Here is an 18,521-nt window from a genome sequence, read left to right on the forward strand (position 1 = left end):
ATCGCACGGCATGAGGCGATCCCCGTGGTGGCGTCACGCCGTGGTGTACGAGATCTACGTCCGCAGCTTCGCCGACTCGAACGGGGACGGCGAGGGCGATCTGCGGGGCGTCCGGTCGCGGCTCGGCCACCTGCGCGCGCTCGGCGTGGACGCGCTCTGGCTCACCCCCTTCTACCCGTCCCCGCTGGCCGACGGCGGCTACGACGTCGCCGACTACCGCGACGTCGACCCCCGCTTCGGGACGCTCGCCGACTTCGACGCGCTCGTCGCCGACGCGCACGCGAACGGGCTCCGCGTGATCGTCGACATCGTCCCGAACCACTCGTCCGACCGGCACCCGTGGTTCCGCGAGGCGGTCGCGGCACCGCCCGGATCACCGGCGCGGGAACGCTACGTCTTCCGCCCCGGCAAACCGGGTACCGCACCCGGTTCGGAGGAACCGCCGAACGACTGGACGTCCGCGTTCGGCGGTCCGGCGTGGACGCGCCTGCCCGACGGCGAGTGGTACCTGCACCTGTACTCGCCGGAACAGCCGGACTTCAACTGGCGCGACCCGGAAGTGCGGCACGAATTCGAGAGCGTCCTGCGGTTCTGGCTGGACCGCGGCGTCGACGGATTCCGCATCGACGTGGCCGCGGGCCTGTTCAAGGACCCGGCGCTCGCCGACCTCGGCGCGGACCCCCGCCGGACCGGCCGCACCAAGTACAGCCGCGACGAGGTCCACGGCGTCTACCGCGAGTGGCGCCGCATCCTCGACTCCTACGACGGCGACCGGATGGCGATCGGCGAGGTGTGGACCGACAGCGCCGACGAACTCGCGCGCTTCCTGCGTCCGGACGAACTCCACCAGGTCTTCCAGTTCGACCTGGAGCTCGCGCCGTGGTCGGCGTCGGCGTTCCGCGACGTGATCGACACCGCGCTGGCGTCCGTCGAACCGATCGACGCCGCGCCGACCTGGGTGCTGTCCAGCCACGACTCCGTCCGGCACGCCACCCGGTACGAGGAACCGAAGGATGGGCCGGGCATCGGGCGCGCGCCCGGGCCGTCCTGCCGCTGCTGCTCGGGCTGCCCGGCTCGGCGTACCTGTACCAGGGCGGTGAACTGGGACTGCCCGAGGTGACCGACCTGCCGGACGCTGCCCGGCAGGATCCGATCTTCCGCCGCAGCCGCGGAGAGAAGCGGGGCCGCGACGGCTGCCGCGTGCCGCTGCCCTGGTCGGGGCAGGCCCCGCCGTACGGCTTCACCACCGCGCGTCCGTGGCTGCCGATGCCGGACGACTGGGCGCCGCTCACCGTCGAGGCCCAGTCGTCCGACCCGTCCTCCATGCTGGCGTTCTACCGCGAGGCCCTCGCGCTGCGGCGGCGGCTGCAACCGGACCTCCCCGAGGACATCGGCTGGCTCGATGCCCCGGGCGACGTCCTCGCCTTCCGGCGCGGGCCGCTGACCTGCGCGGTGAACTTCGGCGAGCACCCGGCCCGGCTCCCACCGGGCCGGGTGCTGCTGACGAGCACGCCGCTGTACGGGGACCTCCTCCCCGGCAACACCGGCGCCTGGCTCCAGTCCTAGAGGCGCGGCCGCTGGAGCTGCAGCGGGTCGTCGGCGGCCGGGCCGGACCGCAGCGTGCGCGGCTCGTCCTGGACGCCCGCCCAGCGCCGCACGTCCGACCGCGCGTCGGCCTTCTGCTCCGCCGGAAGCTCGGCGATCAGCCGGGAGCTGTGGTTCTGGCCGGGGGCGACGTACACGTCGGAGTCGCGGGCGCCGCGGTCCAGCCGGAACGGCTCGGCGCCCCACGGGTCGTTCTCGCCGTACACGAACAGCATGTGTTCGGCGTTCCGCCGCACCCACTTGTCGATGTCGCGCATCGCGCGGCCGTGGTCGAACCGCATCGGGATGTCACGCGGGACGTACGTGCGCGGCTGGTAGCTCGACTCGTACCGCAGCATCGGCCGCAGGTTCCGGAACTCCGGCTTCGGCCAGCCCAGCTGCGTCCCCGCCTGGTAGTAGTACGGGACGTACGGCTCCAGCCCCTGGTCGGTGTAGAACGACAGCCCCGACACGGTGTCGAGCGCCTCGTAGAGTTCGTCGTCCGACGCGGTCGCCGCGGGCAGGTCCTTGCAGTCGGACTCCAGGCTGTACTGCCAGAACGCCCACTCGAAGTCCATCACCGAGTTCTCGAACGCGCGGTCGGGCGTCCGCAGGGTCTCGAACGTCCAGCCGTTCGCCCGCGCGGCGGCCCCGAACCGTTCGAGCATCGCCGGACGCCGTTCGAGGAACTCCCGCGCGAGCGCCTTCACGTGCGCGTTGCACTCCGGGCTCCCGACCGTCTCGAAGAACCGGTCGTAGGCCCGGTCGTCCCGGTTGCGCACGTCGTTCGGCGCCACGTACACGACGCTGCCGTCCACGTCGTCCGGGTAGAACCGCTTGTGGTAGACGGCCGTCATGCCGCCCTTGCTGGCCCCCGTCGTGAGCCACTTGCCGGTGTAGATCCCGTCGAGCGCCTCGATGATGCGGTGCTGGTCCGTCGCGGCCTGCCAGATCGTGTCCTTGCGCCACTCCGCCGGCTCCGGCCGCGACGGGGTGAAGTACCGGTACTCCATCGAGACCTGGTTGCCGTTCACCAGCGCGGTCGGCTCGGCGGTGAACATGACCTCCGGCGTGTGGTAGCCGCTGGTGTAGAAGACCGTCGGCCGATCCGCCGAGACGTGCTGGAGCATGATCCGCTGCTCGAACCACCGCCCGTCCGGCGCGCGGTGGTCGACCGGCTGCCGGTAGGTCAGCCAGAACCACCGCTGCCCGGGGATCGTCGAGGGCTTCTCCGTCACCTCCATGCCCGGGATCGCGTCGAGCCGGGCGCCGATGTCGCCCTCCTGCGTCGTGGTCGCCGCCTGTGCCGCGGTGAGGCCGGATCCGGCCAGACCCGCGGTGAGCAACAGCGCCACCGCCCCTTGTGAGACGCGCCGCATTGTGTCCCTTTCCACGTGGGTTCGCCACATTTGCGTCGCGACACTAGAGCGAAAACCCGGGCAAAAACGGATTCCTGCGTCGCTCGTTACTTATCCGTGATCACCCGGTGTCATGCGAGCGGCAACCGAACTTTCCCGATGAACGGCCGAAAAGACACGAAGACCGCCGCAGAACCGGCCCCCGAAGACCATCGACGGCCCCCGGAGAACGCGACCACCTGATCAGGAGCAAACCCCCATAAACCGCACCCTCGCCCAAATCCCGGAACTCGGAGCCAGCGCCAGGCCTCCGGCCCCCAGACCTCGAAGGCCGGAGCAGCTCCCGGAGCCGGAGACCCGAGACCGGGCCGGGGCGGAGCCGGAGGCGCAAGAGCCGAGGCCGGAGCCGGAGACCCGAAACCGGGCCGGGACAGAGCCGGAGGCGCAAGAGCCGGGGGCTCGGCGGCGGGGGCCTCGGACCGGGATGGGTACTGAAGCCGGGCGCAGACGGGTCAGGAACGGGGGGCCAGGTAGCGGGTGATGAAGTCGCGCTCGTGGGGGGTGAAACGGCGCAGGCGGTTGGCGTCGACGTCGAACGCGACGAGCGTCGAGGTGGCCTCGGCGTAGACGTTGTCGTCGTCGCGTACCTCGTAGGCGAGCTTGAACGACGCCGCGCGGGCCTCGGTCACCCACGTCTCGACCCGGATCGGGTAGACGGTCGGGAGCAGCGGCAGCCGGTAGTCGATCTCGTGCCGGGAGATCACCATGCCGCGGACGGGCTCCTCGCCCTTGCGCACCGGGTCGCCGTGGAGCATCTCCAGGCGCGCGTCCTCCAGGTATCCGAGGAACTTGACGTTGTTCACGTGCCCCTGGGAGTCGATGTCCCCGAAGCGGATGTGGAACTCGTAGACGTGCCGGTACTCGGCCGGAGGCAGGTCGGTTGCCGTCATGTCCTCGCCTGGGTCGATGGGGGTCGCTCGAACGGCCCGATGCTACCCGCGGCCCGTCGCGGCCCCGTACTGCGGGAGGTGACAAAAAACGGCCGCCGCCACGCGCACGCGCGGCAGCGGCCGTTCGGAAACCGCTAGTCGCGCGTCAGCTTGCGGTGCGTGACACGGTGCGGGCGGGCGGCGTCGGCGCCGAGCCGCTCGATCTTGTTCTTCTCGTAGTCGGCGAAGTTGCCCTCGAACCAGAACCAGTTCGAACCGCCCTCCCACGCGAGGATGTGCGTGGCGATGCGGTCCAGGAACCACCGGTCGTGCGAGGTGATCACGGCGCAGCCGGGGAACTCCAGCAGCGCGTTCTCCAGGCTCGACAGGGTCTCGGTGTCGAGGTCGTTGGTCGGCTCGTCCAGCAGCAGGACGTTGCCGCCCTGCTTGAGGGTGAGCGCGAGGTTCAGCCGGTTGCGCTCGCCGCCCGACAGGACGCCCGAGGGCTTCTGCTGGTCGGGGCCCTTGAAGCCGAACGCCGCGACGTACGCGCGGGACGGCATCTCGACCTGGCCGACGTTGATGTGGTCGAGCCCGTCGGACACGACCTCCCACACGGTCTTCTTCGGGTCGATGCCGCCGCGGCCCTGGTCGACGTAGGAGACCTTGACCGTGTCGCCGAGCCGCATGTCGCCGCCGTCCGGCTGCTCCTCGCCGACGATCATCCGGAACAGCGTGGTCTTGCCGACGCCGTTCGGGCCGATGATGCCGACGATGCCGTTCGGCGGGAGGTTGAACGACAGCTCGTCCATCAGGATCCGGTCGCCGAAGCCCTTGGTCAGCTTGTCGGAGACGATCACCGTGTTGCCCAGGCGCGGACCCGGCGGGATCTGGATCTCCTCGAAGTCCAGCTTGCGGGTCTTGGCGGCCTCCGCGGCCATCTCCTCGTACCGCTCCAGACGCGCCTTGCTCTTCGTCTGCCGCGCCTTCGGGTTCGAGCGGACCCACTCCAGCTCGTCCTGGAGGCGCTTCTTGCGCTTGGCGTCCTTGTTGCCCTCGACCTTGAGGCGCTCCGCCTTCTTCTCCAGGTAGACGGAGTAGTTGCCCTCGTAGGGGTAGCAGCGGCCCCGGTCGAGCTCCAGGATCCAGGTCGCGACGTTGTCGAGGAAGTACCGGTCGTGGGTGACGGCGAGGACGGTTCCCTCGTACTTGGCGAGGAACTGCTCGAGCCACTGCACGCTCTCGGCGTCCAGGTGGTTGGTGGGCTCGTCCAGCAGCAGCAGGTCGGGGGCCTCCAGCAGGAGCTTGCACAGCGCCACGCGGCGCCGCTCGCCACCCGACAGCTTGGACACCTCGGCGTCCGGCGCGGGGCACCGCAGCGCGTCCATCGCCTGTTCGAGCTGGCTGTCGAGGTCCCAGGCGTTGCGGTGGTCGAGCTGCTCCTGCAGCTTGCCCATCTCCGCCATGAGCTCGTCGGTGTAGTCCGTCGCCATCTGCTCGGCGATCTGGTTGAACCGGTCGAGCATCGCCTTGGTCTCGGCGACGCCCTCCTCGACGTTCTCCAGAACGGTCTTTTCCTCGTTGAGCGGCGGTTCCTGCTGCAACATCCCGACCGTGAAGCCCGGCATGAGACGCGCGTCGCCGTTCGACGGCTGTTCCAGACCGGCCATCATCCGCAGCAGCGTCGACTTACCGGTGCCGTTCGGCCCCAGGACGCCGATCTTGGCGCCGGGCAGGAAATGCAGGGTGACGTCGTCCAGGACGACCTTGTCGCCATGTGCCTTGCGCACACGCTGCATCGTGTAGATGTACTCGGCCATAATTCTCAAGCCTAGAGGGTCCGCGGCACCGCTTGGTCGCACTCGCCCGGACATCGGCCCCGGGGGAACGGCGGTACAGCGGTCATCGGACGAGGATGATCATGGTCCGGGCGCGCAGTCGCCGGGAGGGCGTCGACACTGCTCCCGTACTCGCGGCGACCCCTGCGCCGGGCAGGCGGTGCGCCGCGCGCGGCGGCGGCCTCAGGCCGATCGCAGGCAGAAGGGGTGTCCGGCGGGGCTGGCGTAGACGCGGCCGCCCGTGCGGGTTTCCGGGTCGACGTCGCCGGTGGGCCGCAGCCGGGCGGCGCCGGCCTCGGTGGCCGTGCGGTCGGCGGCCGCGAGGTCGTCGACGCCGAAGTCGAGGTGCATCTGCTGGGACGCGCCGTCCGGCCAGTTCGGGGAGACGTGTCCGGGGGCCGACTGGACGACGAGAACCGGGAGACCTGGGGCCTGGACGAAGTGGTGGGCCGGCGTACGGGTGATCGATCCGCCGAGCAGCCGGTGCCAGAAGGCGCTCTCCGCCTCGACGTCGGCGGCGTCGACGATCATGGATTTCAGAGTGATGGGCACGGAAGTCTCCTGTTCTTCGTACCGGGCGGCGCCGATCGGCATGGGCGCCTCCGCCGTAACATGAACCCGACTCCGGAAACCATATACGCAAACGGAACCGGACTCACCTTATGGAGGTCCTCTTGCCGGCATCACGTCCGCTGCGCGCCGACGCGCGTCGCAACCGCGAGGCGCTGCTGTCCGCGGCCCGCCGGGCGTTCCTCGGCGGCGACACCGACGCCCACGTGGAGGACATCGCCCGCAGCGCCGGCGTCGCCGTCGGAACGCTCTACCGCCACTTCGAGACCCGCGAGGCGCTGATCGAGGAGGTCTACCGCAAGGAGGTCGACGACCTGTGCGCCGCGCCCGCCGACCTGCTGGACCGGCACCCCCCGGACGAGGCCCTGCGGCGCTTCCTGCTGCTGCTCGTGGACCACGCGGCCGTGGGGAAGGGGATGTCCATCGCGTTGGAGAGCATCATGGCGACGGACTCACCGGTCTTCGATGACGCGCGCACCCGCATGGAGCACGCCCTCACCCGGCTGCTCGACGCGGGCGGCGCGGCCGGCACGGTGCGCGACGACGTCACCGGTTCCACCCTGCTGCGCGCCCTGGGCGGCATCTGCCGAATGCGCGCCACCGAGGGCTGGCTCGATGAAGCCCGGCAGATCACCGCCCTCCTCCTCGACGGCCTGTCACACCGCGCCCCGGAACGACCTGAACCGCAGGACGTCCGGCGCGGACCCGGTTCGTGAGCGCCCGGCCGACACGATCACCCCGGATGGCGGTCTCGGGGCCGATGTAGCAGCCCATTGCCCGGTCGAACAGCGCCACCGGCCCCTCGGGTCAGGCCCCGGCGGCCCCGGCGGCTCCGGGGGCTTCGAGCGCCGGCAGGCACACCCGGTCGCGTCCGGACGACTTCGCCCGGTAGAGCGCGAGGTCGGCCGCCGCGAGCAGTTCGATCAGATCCTCCCCGTGGGTATGGAAGAGCGCGACGCCGATCGACACCGTGACCGACACCGTTCCCTCCTCGGCGGGCACCGCCAGCCGCTTCATCCGACCTCGCAGCCGCTCGGCCACCCGGCACGCCTCGACCGTGTCGGCGCCCGGCAGCAGCACCACGAACTCCTCGCCGCCGAACCGCCCGACCACGTCGTAGTCGCGCAGCTGGTGGCACAGCGTGCTCGCGACGCCGACCAGGACCTGGTCGCCGACCAGATGGCCGTGGGTGTCGTTGACCCGCTTGAAGTGATCGATGTCGATCAGCAGCAGCGCGAGCCCCGCGTGCGTCCGCTGGGCGCGCGACAGCTCGGTGTCGGCCTCCCGCTGCCAGGCCGCGGCGTTCAGCAGACCCGTCTTGGCGTCCGTCCGGGCGGCCGCCTGGAGCTGCTGGTGCATCAGGCTGCGCTGCAGCAGCATCACCGGGGGCAGCGCCACCACCAGCAGCCACGGCGTCAGCGCGGCGGTCACCGTCACCAGGATGCCGACGCACAGCTCCACCACGTCCAGGAGCAGGCTCTCGCGGTTCCACAGGACGTCGCGCCAGCGGCCCTGCGGGTTGGCCGCGTGCGCCGCGACCCCGACCAGCGCCGAGTTCACCACGGTGAACAGCGCCGCGCATCCCACCGCCGCCGCCACCGCGGGGCACGCCTCCAGCACCCACTGCGCCCCCGCGAGCGGTTCCGGCACGACGCGGTGGAACACCACCGCCGCGCAGGCGCCCGCCACACCGAGCGCCGACGCCACCAGCACCCGCCGGTACACCAGCGTGCGCTTCACCCGGAACTGCAGCAGCACCTGCAACGGAATGGGCATCAGCAGCGCGTACACCGGCGGCAGCAGCAGCGCCACCGGCAGCCACCAGGCGGACAGCAGGTCCCGCCCGACTCCCGCCGGGATCCCCAATCTGCGCGTCGCCTCGATGCACACCGCCCCGCAGGCCACGAGCGCCCCGAACGTCACCAGGTCGTCCGCGCGCCAGGAGGCGGTGACCAGCCCCGCGGCGAGGAGCGCCACGTGGACGGCGACGACCGCGGGCACGTACACCACGAGCAGGGACGGACGCCCCGGGATCGCCCTGCGCCTGGGCCTGCGGGCGAGTTCCCCACCACGGTCCTCGGCGGACGACTGCACTGCCGTCATCCTTCCCCCTTACACGCATCACGTTGTGTAATACGATAGTTGCAAGGTGTGCGGAAGGGGTGGGAAACAGGCACGTTCGGTAGGGAACATGAAACTGACCGTCGCGGAACCCGCCTCCGAACCCGCCGGACACGTAGCCGAGTACACCCCGCCGCGCACTTCCCGGGGAAGAAATCACCGCCGTGATGCGGCAACCGCCGCCGAAATCGGGTTCCAACACCTGCGCACGCCACCGCCGTAGAAGCGTGCGCCCCAGTATCGGGCACCCCGGTATGGAGACCCATCGCCTGAACGCCGGGCGGAAAATCAGTCGGTCAGGATCCTTTCGGCCAGGTCGCGGGCGGCGGAAGCGGGAGCGGGGGCGGAAGCGGTGGCCCCCGCGGCGAGGGTGCCGTCGATGAGGAGCTGGAACTGGTCGGCGGCGCGGGCGGGGCGGGGGTGGCCCAGCGCGCGCAGTTCGTGTTCGAGAAGGTCGTGCACGCGGCGGCGGTAGTCGCGGGTGACGGCGTGCGCCGGGTGTTCGCGGTCGGCCAACCCCAGGTCGACGGCCAGGTAGCGGCAGCCGCGGAAGCCCGGTTCGGCGACGACCTCGCCCAGCCTGCCGAAGATCGCGAGTAGCCGATCGCGCGGATCGTCCCCGGCGGCGTCCATGGTGCGCCGGTAGTCGGCCTCGTCCTCGGCGGCGCTGCGGCGCAGCACCTCGACGATCAGGCCGGCCTTGCCGCCGAAGTGCTCGTACAACGAGCGGCGGGCCACGCCCGCGGCCTTGAGGAGGGCGTCCACACCGACGTTCACGCCTTCGCTGTAGAGCAGCCGCCCGGCCGCCTCCAGCAGACGGTCCCGGGGCCCCGGCTCGGCACCTGCGCTCATGAAGTTCACCCTCCCACGGGTTGACGAGTAGAACAACTGGTCGATATACATCAAGTAGACCGATCATTCTATCTATCTGGAGTCTTCATGTCGTTCCCTTCCACCACCGAGGTCATCGACCGCTTCAACCGGGCCTTCGTCGAGCGCGATCCCGACCTGCTCGACGAACTGGTCGCGGAGAACTGCGTGATGGAGTCCGTCCAGCCGGCCCCCACCGGGGAACGCGTCGAGGGCCGCCGGGCCTGCGTCGCCTGGTGGCGGACACTCGTCGAGGACCGGGCCGGCCGGTTCGAACCGCAGGAGACCGTGATCGCCGGAGAGCGGGCCACGATCCGCTGGCACTACACCTATGGCACCGGTCCCACCGACTGGGTCAGCGGCGTGAACCTCATGCACGTGCGCGAGGGCCGGATCGTCGAGGCGCTCGGCTACAGCAAGACCGCAGGCGACGTCCCCCTGGCCACAGACTCCCGGCCCAACGGCTGAGATCAGCCGGAAAGAACACCATGCGCCGCTACCACGTCGACGGCGGAGCCGTCATCGCCGACCTGTCGATGAGAAATCACCCCTCTCCCGAGCCCGGCCCCGGACAGGCGCTGGTCGCGGTCCGACGACCGGCGACCGGACCCCATGACGGGTTCATGGGGACGGGGCGGTGCCCGTTCACGGCGGTCAGGCGGCTCTGGGTTCCTGGCCGGTGAGGGACGCTCTTCGGGTGTGGGTGAACTCGGCGGTGCCTCTGGTCAGGTCGTGGCCCACAGTGGCCGCCTCTATGTCGACGGCGGTGCGCCACTGGCCGTCGCGTTCGTACTGGCGGACGCGGAGGCGGCCGGTGACGATGACGGGGGTGCCGCGGCCGATCTGGGACGCCTGGACGTTGTCGGCGAGGGACCGGCGGCAGACGGCGTTCATGAACTGGGTCTCTTGATCGATCCACTCGCCGGTCTCCCGGTCGTAGCGGCGGGGCGTGCAGCCGACCCGCAGGGAGAGGAACGGGACGCCGTTCGCCGTGACCACGTACGTGGGGTCGGCGGCGGCCCAGCCGACGACGGTGACGTTCGCTTCGTTCATGGTTGCCTCCGTGGTTCGTGCGTTGATTCCACGGTGGCGCGGCGCGGGCGAGGTCGGAAGAGAAAACCCGGCCTGTGGATAACTTCGGTCGGTCGCCGCACCCGTGCGGATCGCCGGGGCGGCGGCCGTCCGGTCTACTTGCCGAGCGCGACGTCGACGTCGCGGCGGAACCCGGCGTAGGCGCGCAGGTCCGCCTCGATCGGTTCGACGACCTTCTCTCGTGCGACCCGCTCGATGCCCTCGCGCATGTGGTCCTCCATCTTGTCGCCGTGCTTGGCGGACGAGAGGGCCACGAGGTTCCGGCAGGCCGACGTGGTGAGCCGGCCCATGCCGAGGGTGCACAGGACGAGGACGGCGACGTAGGGGATCAGGCCCGCGTCGCCGAGGGGGCCCGGGGCGGTGGCGTCCATGACGCCGTAGCCGATGAGGACGGCGATCCACACCGCGCTGAGGGCCGCGACCAGGGCGAGGAAGTACTGCCAGGTCTTGACCAGCCACCACCAGCGCGGCACCTGGTTGAACGTCGGGAGGGCCGCGCGGAGGGATTCGCCGAGGGCCTCGGGGATCTCGGCGGCGCGGGACCGGGCCGCCGTCCGGACGGAACGCGCCCAGTGCACGGGCAGTTCGGCGGCCACGCCCTCCGCGACGCCCTGGAGTGCGACGTCCACGTCGCCCTGCTGGGCTCCGACGGGACCGGTGAAGGCGCCGCGGAGTTCCTCGCGGAGCTCGGTGAGGCGCATCCGGCGGAGCGGGTCGGAGCGCAGCCGGGTGATGAGGGTGCTGACCGGCCAGTCGATGAAGTCGGCGGCGCGCAGCTCGTAGGCGCTCTCCATGGCCTCGGCGACCGCGGGGGCGCCCGCGGCGTCGCCGAACGCCTGGACGAGCTCGGCGCGGCGGTCGTCGTCGATCGTGGTCGGCGGCTCGGCGGCCAGGCGGTGCTCGATGAAGCGTTCGGCGACCCGGTCGATGTCGGTGGACAGCCGCTCGGTGCGGGCACGGCGGGCCGCGACGGTGTCGACGAGGACCTCGCGGAAGCCCGTCACGCCGTCCTCGGCGACGGCGGACGACGTCACGATGCGGGGATCGGCGAGGCCCTCGGCTTCGAGGAGGCGCCGCAGGTCGGCGACGCAGTCGTCGATCTCGGCGGGACCGAGCCGGTCGACCTGGTTGAGCACGATCAGGGTGACGCCGGTGTGCCGGGCGAACGGGACGATGTAGTTGCGGTGCAGGGACGCGTCGGCGTACTTCTGCGGGTCGACGACCCAGACGAGGAGGTCGGCGACGGTGACGAACCGGTCGACCTCGGCGCGGTGCATCGCCTGGATCGAGTCGTGGTCGGGGAGGTCGAGCAGGACGAGTCCCTGCAGGGAACCGTCGGAGCGCTCCTTCGCGCCCGCACGGGCGAAGCGGTGCTTCTTGTCGACGTCGAGCCAGTCGAGGAGCGGCCCGGCGCCGTCCAGGCCCCAGACGCAGGCGTGCGCCTTGGACGTCATCGGGCGGCGCATCCCCGGCGGGGACAGTTCGAGCCCGCAGATGGCGTTGAACAGGGACGACTTGCCGCTGCCGGTGCCGCCCGCGAGGGTCACGACGGTGTGCTCGCCGGACAGCTTGAGCCGCTGCCCGGCACGGTCGAGCAGGGCCCCGGCGTCCTCGATGAGGGGCCGGTCGAGCCGTCCGGCACCGGCCTGGACGAGCCGGTCGAGGCCGTCGAGGCGTTCGGTGAGCGCGGCGCCCGCGGGTTCGGCGGGCGGCGCGACGGCGTCGGACGGGACGGGGATCGGGCCGGTGCTGGCCGGGGAGCCCGCCGGTGAGTTCGCGGGGACGGCCGATGTCGTCATCGGGCAACCTCGAGGTTGTAGGTGGCCTGGTACAGCTGGACGGGGACGGTCTCGTCGGGGATGCCGGCGGCGTCGAGGACCTGCCCGAACCGGATCGCCTCCTCGTCGAACAGCATCCCGATGCGGCTGCGCAGGTCGGCGCGGGCCTTGGCGCCCATCCCGCGGAGGGATTCGGCGCCGAACAGGGCCTTGAGCAGGCGTTGCGGGACGGCGCCGCCCTCCTCGGACGCGCCGTGGCCGAGCAGCCCGACGGTCAGGACGAGGGAGACCGCCTCGGTGTCGAACGAGACCAGTTTCGCGACCGAGCGCTTGGTCACCCCTTCGGTGCGGATCAGTTCCTGGACGTGGTCCTGCCAGGCGCTGACGGCGCGGGTGGCGCGGCGCGCGAGTTCCGGGGACACGGTGCCGATCTCGGCGGCGGGACCGGACACGACGGGGCCGCCCGCCGGGTGTTCGCGCCACGCGGCGAGGACCTGTTCGGCGCCCCGCTCGGCGGACGCGATGATCAGCGATTCGAGGCTGCTGCGCAGCGCGGCCTTGAGCGCGCGCACACGGGTGGGGCTGCGGCGCCGCCGGTTCGAGCCGCGTCCCTTGCGCGCGCGCTGAACGTGCAGGGAACGGAGCAGGTCGCCCGTCCCGGCGAAGTCCTGCCAGCGGGCGAGCACCTCACCGCGCAGGAGGGACCCGTTGCGGGTGGCCTCCTCCAGTTCGGCGTGGGCGTTGCCGTACCCGGTCTCGACGGCCCGGGCCAGTTCGGCGCGCTGCCCGGCCTGCGCCTCGACGTGCTCGCCGATCTCGGAGACGCGGTCGCGGATGCTGTCCAGGACGGCGGCGAGGGTGTCGCCGACGACGATCTCGCGGCCCGAGATGTCGGCGGCGACGCCGGTCAGCCATTCGCGGACGTCGGCGACGGCCTCCTCCGGGAGGCGGCTCTCCTCGATGCGGGTCTCGGGGACGGTGAACCGCCGGGCGTCGCCGAGCCCGTGCTCGTCCAGCATCTCGCCGAAGTGCTCGACGACCTCGGCGGCGCCCGCGCCCGCGGACCCCTGCGGGACGCGCGACAGCACGACGCGACCGTGGCGCCGTTCTCCTTCGCGCGCTCGATCATCTGCCACACCATCGCGTCCGCGTACCGGGCGGCGGTGGTGACGCACAGCCACAGGTCGCGGCCGCCATCAGCTTGGTGGCGAACTCGTAGTGGTCCTCGAAGACGGAGTCGAAGTCGGGGCTGTCGAGCAGGGCGAGGCCGGGCGGCAGCGCGTCGCTGGCGATGACGACGAGCTGATCGCCGGCGATCGCGTCCGGCGCGGGCCCGCGGACCCGTCCCATGCCGGGCAGCAGCGCGCCCTCCAGGAACCAGTCCGCGTGGTCGGGGTGGCAGACCAGGATCGGGCTGCTGGTGGTGGGGCGGAGCACGCCGGTGGCGCTGACGCGGGACCCGACGAGCGTGTTGACCAGCGTCGACTTGCCCGCGCCGGTCGATCCGCCGAGGACCACCAGCAGCGGGGTGCCCGCCGCCTGGATGCGCGGGAGGACGTAGTCCTCGATCTGGGCGCGCAGCTCGTCGCGCGCCTCCTTGCCGTCTCCGGCGCCGGGCAGGTCGAGGACGAACTCGAACGCGCCGAGCCGCTCGCGGAGCACGGTCAGGGCCTGGATCAGCTCGCCCTGCCGGACGGTCCCGGCCCCGTCCCGCGGATCACGCCGCGCCGCACGGGCGTCCTGCCCTTCGGAGGCGTTCTCCGGCTCGGCCGGATCGGTGCCCGCCGCCGCGTCCTCGGGCTCGTCCCCGCCCTTGCGCGCGTGTTTGCCCTTGGCCCGGGCCTTGCCCTTCTTCTCCCCTTCGTCCTTCTCGGTCGTGTCGCTCTCGGAGGCGGTTTCGGACGCGGCGTCCGGTTCGTCCCGGACGGCGGGCGCGGTGCGGCCCGCGGCCGCCGGCCGCCGCTCGGGCGCCTCGGGGTCCCGTTCGCGGGGTCCCTGACCGGTGCCCGCCTCCTCGTCGTGAACCGCGCTCTGCTCTGCGGGGGGTGTCACGGATCCCGTCCCATGTCGGCTGGAATGTCGGCTCGTTCGTCGGCTCGGATCAGGTCGATCTCGCGTCCCACGGCCACCACGTCGCCCACCACGACGATCGCCGGGGGCCGGACGCCCGCGGCCGCCATCTCGTCCGCGACCGTGGCGAGGGTGGCCGCGACGGTCCGCTGGGCGGGCCGGGTGCCGTCCTGGATCACGGCGACCGGCGTGTCGGACGATCGACCATAGCGCACGAGGGTCTCGGCGATGAGGGGCATCCGCTCGACCGCCATGAGCAGGACGAGCGTGCCGTGGGCGCGGCCGAGCGCCGCCCAGTCGACCGTGGAGTCGGGGTGGTCCGGCGCGACGTGCGCGGACACCACGTGGAACTCCTGCGCGACGCCCCGGTGGGTGACCGGGATGCCCGCGGCGGACGGCACGGCGACGGCGCTGGTGATGCCCGGGACGACCGTCACCGGGATGCCGTGCCGGGCGCAGTGCAGCGCCTCCTCGCCGCCGCGCCCGAACACGAACGGGTCGCCGCCCTTGAGCCGGACGACGAACCGGCCGCGTTTCGCCTGCTCGACGAGGTGGTCGTTGATGCGTTCCTGCGTGACGGTCCGCCCGTAGGGGATCTTCGCGGCGTCGATGACCTCGACGTCGTCGGACAGCTCGTCCAGCAGTTCGGCGGGGGCGAGCCGGTCGGTGACGACGACGTCGGCCATCGCGAGCAGCTGCCGTCCGCGGACGGTGATCAGCCCGGGGTCGCCGGGGCCGCCGCCGACGAGCGCCACGCCCGCCGGTTTGCGCCGCGACTCCCGCGATTCGAGGGCGCCGTCGCGCAGCCCGTCCACGACGGCGTCGCGGATTCCGGCGGCGCGCCGCGGGTCGCCGCCGAGCAGCACCCCGACGGTCGCGTCGCCGGCCCGGCCGCTCGCGGGCGTCCAGGCGGGGGACGCCTCGGCGTCGTCGGCCCGCACGGACCAGATCCGCGCGGCCTCGGCCTCGTCGACGACCGCGCCGTTGACCTTGTGGTCGTCGGTGACGGCCTGGACGAGCCAGGCGTCGGCGCAGTCGCCGTGGGCGTAGGGGCGGCGGTGCCAGACGACCCGGCCGTCGTCGATCAGCGCCTCCAGGGACGCGGTCACCTCGGGGGAGACCAGCACGACCTCGGCGCCGGCCGCCAGCAGCGCGGGCACGCGGCGCTGGGCGACCCGGCCGCCGCCGACGACGACGACGCGTCGCCCGGCGAGTCGCAGGCCAAGCAGGTACGGGGGCACGTCGGGATATCTCTCGCTCGTACGGTCGGGGTACTTGCGGGCGCCGGTGACCGACAAGTTTCTTTCTTTCGACAACGTTACTCGGCTTGGCGAGTCCATGGAGAGGGGCTCCGGCGAGTCGATAGCCGAGCGTGACTCAGTCCGTGATCATGTCGTTACGGTGCCGCTTCCTTGCCGCTGACCCCGGCCGAGTCGAACGTGGCGACCTCGTGCAGGACCCGGACGGCGCCCTGGACCAGCGGCAACGCCAGCAGGGCGCCCGTTCCCTCGCCGAGCCGCAGCTCCAGGTCGACCAGCGGGCGCAGCCCGAGGTGCTCGATGGCGGCGGCGTGCCCGGCCTCGGCGGAGCGGTGCCCGGCGACGCAGGCGTGCAGGACGTCCGGGCACAGCGCGGCGGCGGCGAGCGCGGCCGCCCCGGCGATCACGCCGTCCAGCAGGACGGGGACGCGCAGGGCCGCGGCGCCGAGGACGAATCCGGCGAGCGCGGCGTGTTCGAGGCCGCCCACGGCGGCCAGGACGTCCAGCGGGTCCCGGTCGCGGCCGCCGTCGGCGAGGCCGTGCCGGACGAGCGCCGCGCGGACGATCTCGACCTTGCGGGCGTGCGTGGCGTCGTCCACGCCCGTCCCCCGGCCGGTGACGCGCTCGGGCGGCAGGCCGGTGAACGCGGCGATCAGCGCGGCGGACGCGGTGGTGTTGGCGATGCCCATGTCGCCGGTGATCAGGCAGCGGGCGCCCGCCGACACCAGTTCGCGGGCCACCTCGATGCCGGTCTCGACGGCGCGCCGCACCTGCTCGCCGGTCATCGCGGGGCCCGCCGTCATGTCGGCGGTCCCGTTCGCGATCTTGCGGCGGAGCAGGCCGGGGGCGGCGTCGAGTTCGGCGGCGACGCCGACGTCCACGACGCTGACCTCGGCGCCGACCTGCCCGGCGAACGCGTTGACGACCGCGCCGCCCGCCAGGAAGTTCGCCACCATCTGCGCGGTGACCTCCTGCGGCCAGTGGGTCACGCCCCGCGCGTGGACGCCGTGGTCGGCGGCGAACACCGCGACGGCGGCCGGTGCGGGCAGCGGCGGCGGGCACGTCCCGGCGAGCCCGGCCAGCCGGACCGACACCTCCTCCAGCACGCCGAGGGACCCCGGCGGTTTGGTGAGGCGGGCCTGGTGCTCGCGGGCGTCGCGGAGCGCGGCCTCGTCCGGCGGCGCGATCGCGGCGACCGTCTGCTCGATCATGTCCACGGCGTCCTTCCCGGGCAGCGCGCGCCGCCCGTACTCCTCCTCGTGCACGGCCCACGCGAGGGGCCGTCGGCGCGCCCAGCCGGTGAGGTCGAGCACGGGTGCGGGCGGGAACCCGGTCACGTGCCCGACGCACAGGTAGGCGACGATCTCGACGTCGGCGGGCAGGCCCAGTTCGGCGGCCAGCTCGCGCTCGTCGAAGAAGCTGACCCAGCCGGCGGCGAGCCCTTCGGCGCGGGCGGCCAGCCACAGGTTCTCGACCGCGCACGCCACCGAGTACTGGGCGGTGCGCGGCTGGACGTGCCGGCCGAGCGGGTTCCGGCCGCCGCGCGTGGCGTCGCAGGTGACGACGATGTTCACCGGGGCTTCGCGGATGGCCTCCACCTTGAGGCCGTCGAAGCGGGCGGCGCGCGCGGGCGGCAGCGTGGCCGCGTACCCGTCGCGTTGGCGTTCGGCCAGGGCGCGGATGCGTTCGCGCTTGGCTGCGTCCCGGACGATGAGGAAGTCCCACGGCTGGGTCAGGCCGACGGACGGTGCGCGGTGCGCGGCCTCCAGAACGCGGGTGAGGACCTCGTCGTCGATGGGGTCGGGCAGGAAGCCGTCCCGGACATCGCGTCGTTCCGCGATGGCGCGGTAGACGGCTTGACGTTCGTCCCACGCGAACGCGTGCGCGGGGTCACCGGCCTCGTCGTCCCGTTCGGGGCGGTCAGATACCGAGCTCACCCATGACCTCCAGGAGCGTGTCGTTGGACGAGCGGTCGCGCACGGCGATACGAAGCCAGTCGGGGCCGAGCCCGGGGAACGTGTCGCCGCGCCTGACCGCGTAACCCCGCTGCCGTAGCAGCGCCCTGATGCCGAGGGCGTCCGGGATGCGGACGCAAAGGAACGACGCGCGCGCGCCGGGAACGACGTACAGGCCACGTCCGGTCAGTTCGGCGGCCAGACGATCCCGTTCCGTCCCCAGCTCGACGGCCCATTTCTCGGCTTCCGCGACGGCCTCGGGCCCGGAGCATTCCTCGATCGCGACGAGCGCGGGCGTCGACACCGCCCACAGGGGCTGCGCCTCCGCCAGCCGCGCGACCAGGCCCGGCGCGGCCAGCACGTATCCGGCGCGGAGCCCGGCCAGGCCCCACGTCTTGGTCAGCGACCGGATCACGACGACCCCGGCGGGCAGCCGCGCGCCGAGCGTCTCCGGCTCCCCGGGCACGCAGTCCATGAACGCCTCGTCCACCACGACCGTCCGGCCGGGACGGGCGAGCGCCGCGACCGCCGCGGCCGGGTGCAGCACCGACGTCGGGTTCGTCGGGTTACCGATCACGACGAGGTCGGCGCCCGCGGGCACCGCCGCCGGGTCGAGGACGAAGTCCTCGCCGAGCACGACCCGCTCGACGTCGTGACCGGCCGCCCGCAGCGCGGCCTCCGGCTCGGTGAACTGCGGATGCACCACCACGCGCGCTCCGGCTCCAGCACCCGCGCGAGCAGCACGAACGCCTCCGCCGCGCCCGCCGTGAGCAGCACCTCCTCGGCCGACCGGCCGTGCCGCCGCGCCACCGCGCGCCGCGCCGCCCGCTGGTCGGGGTAGGCGGCCAGGTCGGCGACCGACGCCCGGATCCGGTCGGCAAGCCACGCGGGCGGCATGCCCGTCCGCACGTTCACGGCGAAATCGGCGAGGCCGTCCCCGACCTCCGCGTCCCCGTGGTGCCGCAGGTCGATCTCGCGGCCTCCCGTGCCCGAGGTCATCGGCCCTCCTCGTGGTACAGGAGGGCGTTGACGGCCGCCGCGGCGACCGCGGACCCGCCCTTCTCGGACACGTTGCTGAGCTGCGGCAGCCCGGCGGC

The 18,521-nt window shown here is 72.6% G+C and carries 15 protein-coding genes and 2 pseudogenes; 3 read left to right on the top strand and 14 right to left on the bottom strand.

Annotated features, from left to right (window positions below; all coding sequences use genetic code 11):
- Positions 1 to 10 precede the first annotated feature (10 nt).
- Positions 11 to 1,566, top strand: a pseudogene (locus BJF79_RS41515) (glycoside hydrolase family 13 protein).
- On the opposite strand, the gene BJF79_RS41520 reads toward BJF79_RS41515, so the two are convergent.
- The 4 genes from BJF79_RS41520 to BJF79_RS41535 form a co-directional block, all read right to left on the bottom strand.
- A complete protein-coding gene (locus BJF79_RS41520; protein WP_262403364.1) occupies positions 1,563 to 2,939 on the bottom strand; it encodes a S28 family serine protease in 1,377 nt (458 codons plus the stop codon). The pseudogene BJF79_RS41515 and the gene BJF79_RS41520 sit on opposite strands and share 4 nt — an antisense overlap.
- Positions 2,940 to 3,454: 515 nt before the next feature.
- On the bottom strand, positions 3,455 to 3,892 hold the full coding sequence (locus BJF79_RS41525) for an acyl-CoA thioesterase (RefSeq protein ID WP_075905688.1): 438 nt from the start codon (positions 3,890 to 3,892) through the stop codon (positions 3,455 to 3,457).
- A 134-nt stretch (positions 3,893 to 4,026) separates the two neighbouring features.
- Entirely contained in the window at positions 4,027 to 5,691 is a 1,665-nt protein-coding gene (ettA, locus tag BJF79_RS41530; protein ID WP_075905690.1) for an energy-dependent translational throttle protein EttA, read from the bottom strand.
- Positions 5,692 to 5,892: 201 nt separating this feature from the next.
- A complete protein-coding gene (locus tag BJF79_RS41535; RefSeq protein ID WP_075905696.1) occupies positions 5,893 to 6,261 on the bottom strand; it encodes a VOC family protein in 369 nt (122 codons plus the stop codon).
- A 122-nt stretch (positions 6,262 to 6,383) separates the two neighbouring features.
- On the opposite strand from BJF79_RS41535, the gene BJF79_RS41540 reads away from it, so the two are divergent.
- Entirely contained in the window at positions 6,384 to 6,995 is a 612-nt protein-coding gene (locus BJF79_RS41540; RefSeq protein WP_075905698.1) for a TetR/AcrR family transcriptional regulator, read from the top strand.
- Positions 6,996 to 7,086: 91 nt separating this feature from the next.
- Here BJF79_RS41540 and BJF79_RS41545 read toward each other — a convergent pair whose 3' ends face one another.
- Positions 7,087 to 8,382, bottom strand: coding sequence for a GGDEF domain-containing protein (locus tag BJF79_RS41545; RefSeq protein ID WP_083734633.1), 1,296 nt, complete (start codon positions 8,380 to 8,382; stop codon positions 7,087 to 7,089).
- 306 nt (positions 8,383 to 8,688) lie between these two features.
- Entirely contained in the window at positions 8,689 to 9,252 is a 564-nt protein-coding gene (locus BJF79_RS41550; RefSeq protein ID WP_075905702.1) for a TetR/AcrR family transcriptional regulator, read from the bottom strand.
- Between the two features lie 87 nt (positions 9,253 to 9,339).
- Here BJF79_RS41550 and BJF79_RS41555 point away from each other — a divergent pair, with 87 nt between their 5' ends.
- A complete protein-coding gene (locus BJF79_RS41555) occupies positions 9,340 to 9,738 on the top strand; it encodes a nuclear transport factor 2 family protein (RefSeq protein ID WP_075905692.1) in 399 nt (132 codons plus the stop codon).
- A 186-nt stretch (positions 9,739 to 9,924) separates the two neighbouring features.
- Here the strand turns inward: BJF79_RS41555 and BJF79_RS41560 are convergent, their stop codons facing one another.
- The 8 genes and pseudogenes from BJF79_RS41560 to BJF79_RS54650 form a co-directional block, all read right to left on the bottom strand.
- On the bottom strand, positions 9,925 to 10,323 hold the full coding sequence (locus tag BJF79_RS41560) for a single-stranded DNA-binding protein (protein WP_075905694.1): 399 nt from the start codon (positions 10,321 to 10,323) through the stop codon (positions 9,925 to 9,927).
- 134 nt (positions 10,324 to 10,457) lie between these two features.
- A complete protein-coding gene (locus BJF79_RS41565) occupies positions 10,458 to 12,161 on the bottom strand; it encodes an ABC transporter (protein ID WP_143220849.1) in 1,704 nt (567 codons plus the stop codon).
- Positions 12,158 to 13,228 (bottom strand): hypothetical protein, encoded by a 1,071-nt coding sequence (locus BJF79_RS64170; RefSeq protein ID WP_262403365.1) that lies wholly within the window; start codon positions 13,226 to 13,228, stop codon positions 12,158 to 12,160. Before BJF79_RS64170 ends, BJF79_RS41565 begins: the two co-directional genes overlap by 4 nt.
- A 37-nt stretch (positions 13,229 to 13,265) precedes the next feature.
- On the bottom strand, positions 13,266 to 14,192 hold the full coding sequence (locus BJF79_RS64175) for a hypothetical protein (protein ID WP_262403366.1): 927 nt from the start codon (positions 14,190 to 14,192) through the stop codon (positions 13,266 to 13,268).
- Entirely contained in the window at positions 14,189 to 15,451 is a 1,263-nt protein-coding gene (cobA, locus tag BJF79_RS41575) for a uroporphyrinogen-III C-methyltransferase (protein WP_075905706.1), read from the bottom strand. Before cobA ends, BJF79_RS64175 begins: the two co-directional genes overlap by 4 nt.
- A 155-nt stretch (positions 15,452 to 15,606) precedes the next feature.
- Positions 15,607 to 17,406: a nicotinate-nucleotide--dimethylbenzimidazole phosphoribosyltransferase gene (cobT, locus tag BJF79_RS41580; RefSeq protein WP_410050212.1), complete on the bottom strand. Its 1,800-nt coding sequence runs from the start codon at positions 17,404 to 17,406 to the stop codon at positions 15,607 to 15,609.
- A pseudogene (gene cobC / locus BJF79_RS64180) lies at positions 17,390 to 18,423 on the bottom strand (Rv2231c family pyridoxal phosphate-dependent protein CobC). Before cobC ends, cobT begins: the two are co-directional and overlap by 17 nt.
- Positions 18,420 to 18,521: precorrin-8X methylmutase (locus BJF79_RS54650; RefSeq protein WP_187357136.1), on the bottom strand; the 102-nt coding region annotated here is incomplete at its 5' end. The pseudogene cobC and the gene BJF79_RS54650, both read right to left, overlap by 4 nt.

Origin of the sequence: Actinomadura sp. CNU-125, assembly GCF_001942465.1 — a bacterium.
Classification (GTDB): domain Bacteria; phylum Actinomycetota; class Actinomycetes; order Streptosporangiales; family Streptosporangiaceae; genus Spirillospora.

What these genes read in the sequence shown, in the direction of transcription:
- BJF79_RS41525 (WP_075905688.1), bottom strand. Translation starts at nt 3,892, where the DNA reads ATGACGGCAACCGACCTGCCTCCGGCCGAGTACCGGCACGTCTACGAG.
- ettA (WP_075905690.1), bottom strand. Translation starts at nt 5,691, where the DNA reads ATGGCCGAGTACATCTACACGATGCAGCGTGTGCGCAAGGCACATGGC.
- BJF79_RS41545 (WP_083734633.1), bottom strand. Translation starts at nt 8,382, where the DNA reads ATGACGGCAGTGCAGTCGTCCGCCGAGGACCGTGGTGGGGAACTCGCC.
- BJF79_RS41550 (WP_075905702.1), bottom strand. Translation starts at nt 9,252, where the DNA reads ATGAGCGCAGGTGCCGAGCCGGGGCCCCGGGACCGTCTGCTGGAGGCG.
- BJF79_RS41555 (WP_075905692.1), top strand. Translation starts at nt 9,340, where the DNA reads ATGTCGTTCCCTTCCACCACCGAGGTCATCGACCGCTTCAACCGGGCC.
- BJF79_RS41560 (WP_075905694.1), bottom strand. Translation starts at nt 10,323, where the DNA reads ATGAACGAAGCGAACGTCACCGTCGTCGGCTGGGCCGCCGCCGACCCC.
- BJF79_RS41565 (WP_143220849.1), bottom strand. Translation starts at nt 12,161, where the DNA reads ATGACGACATCGGCCGTCCCCGCGAACTCACCGGCGGGCTCCCCGGCC.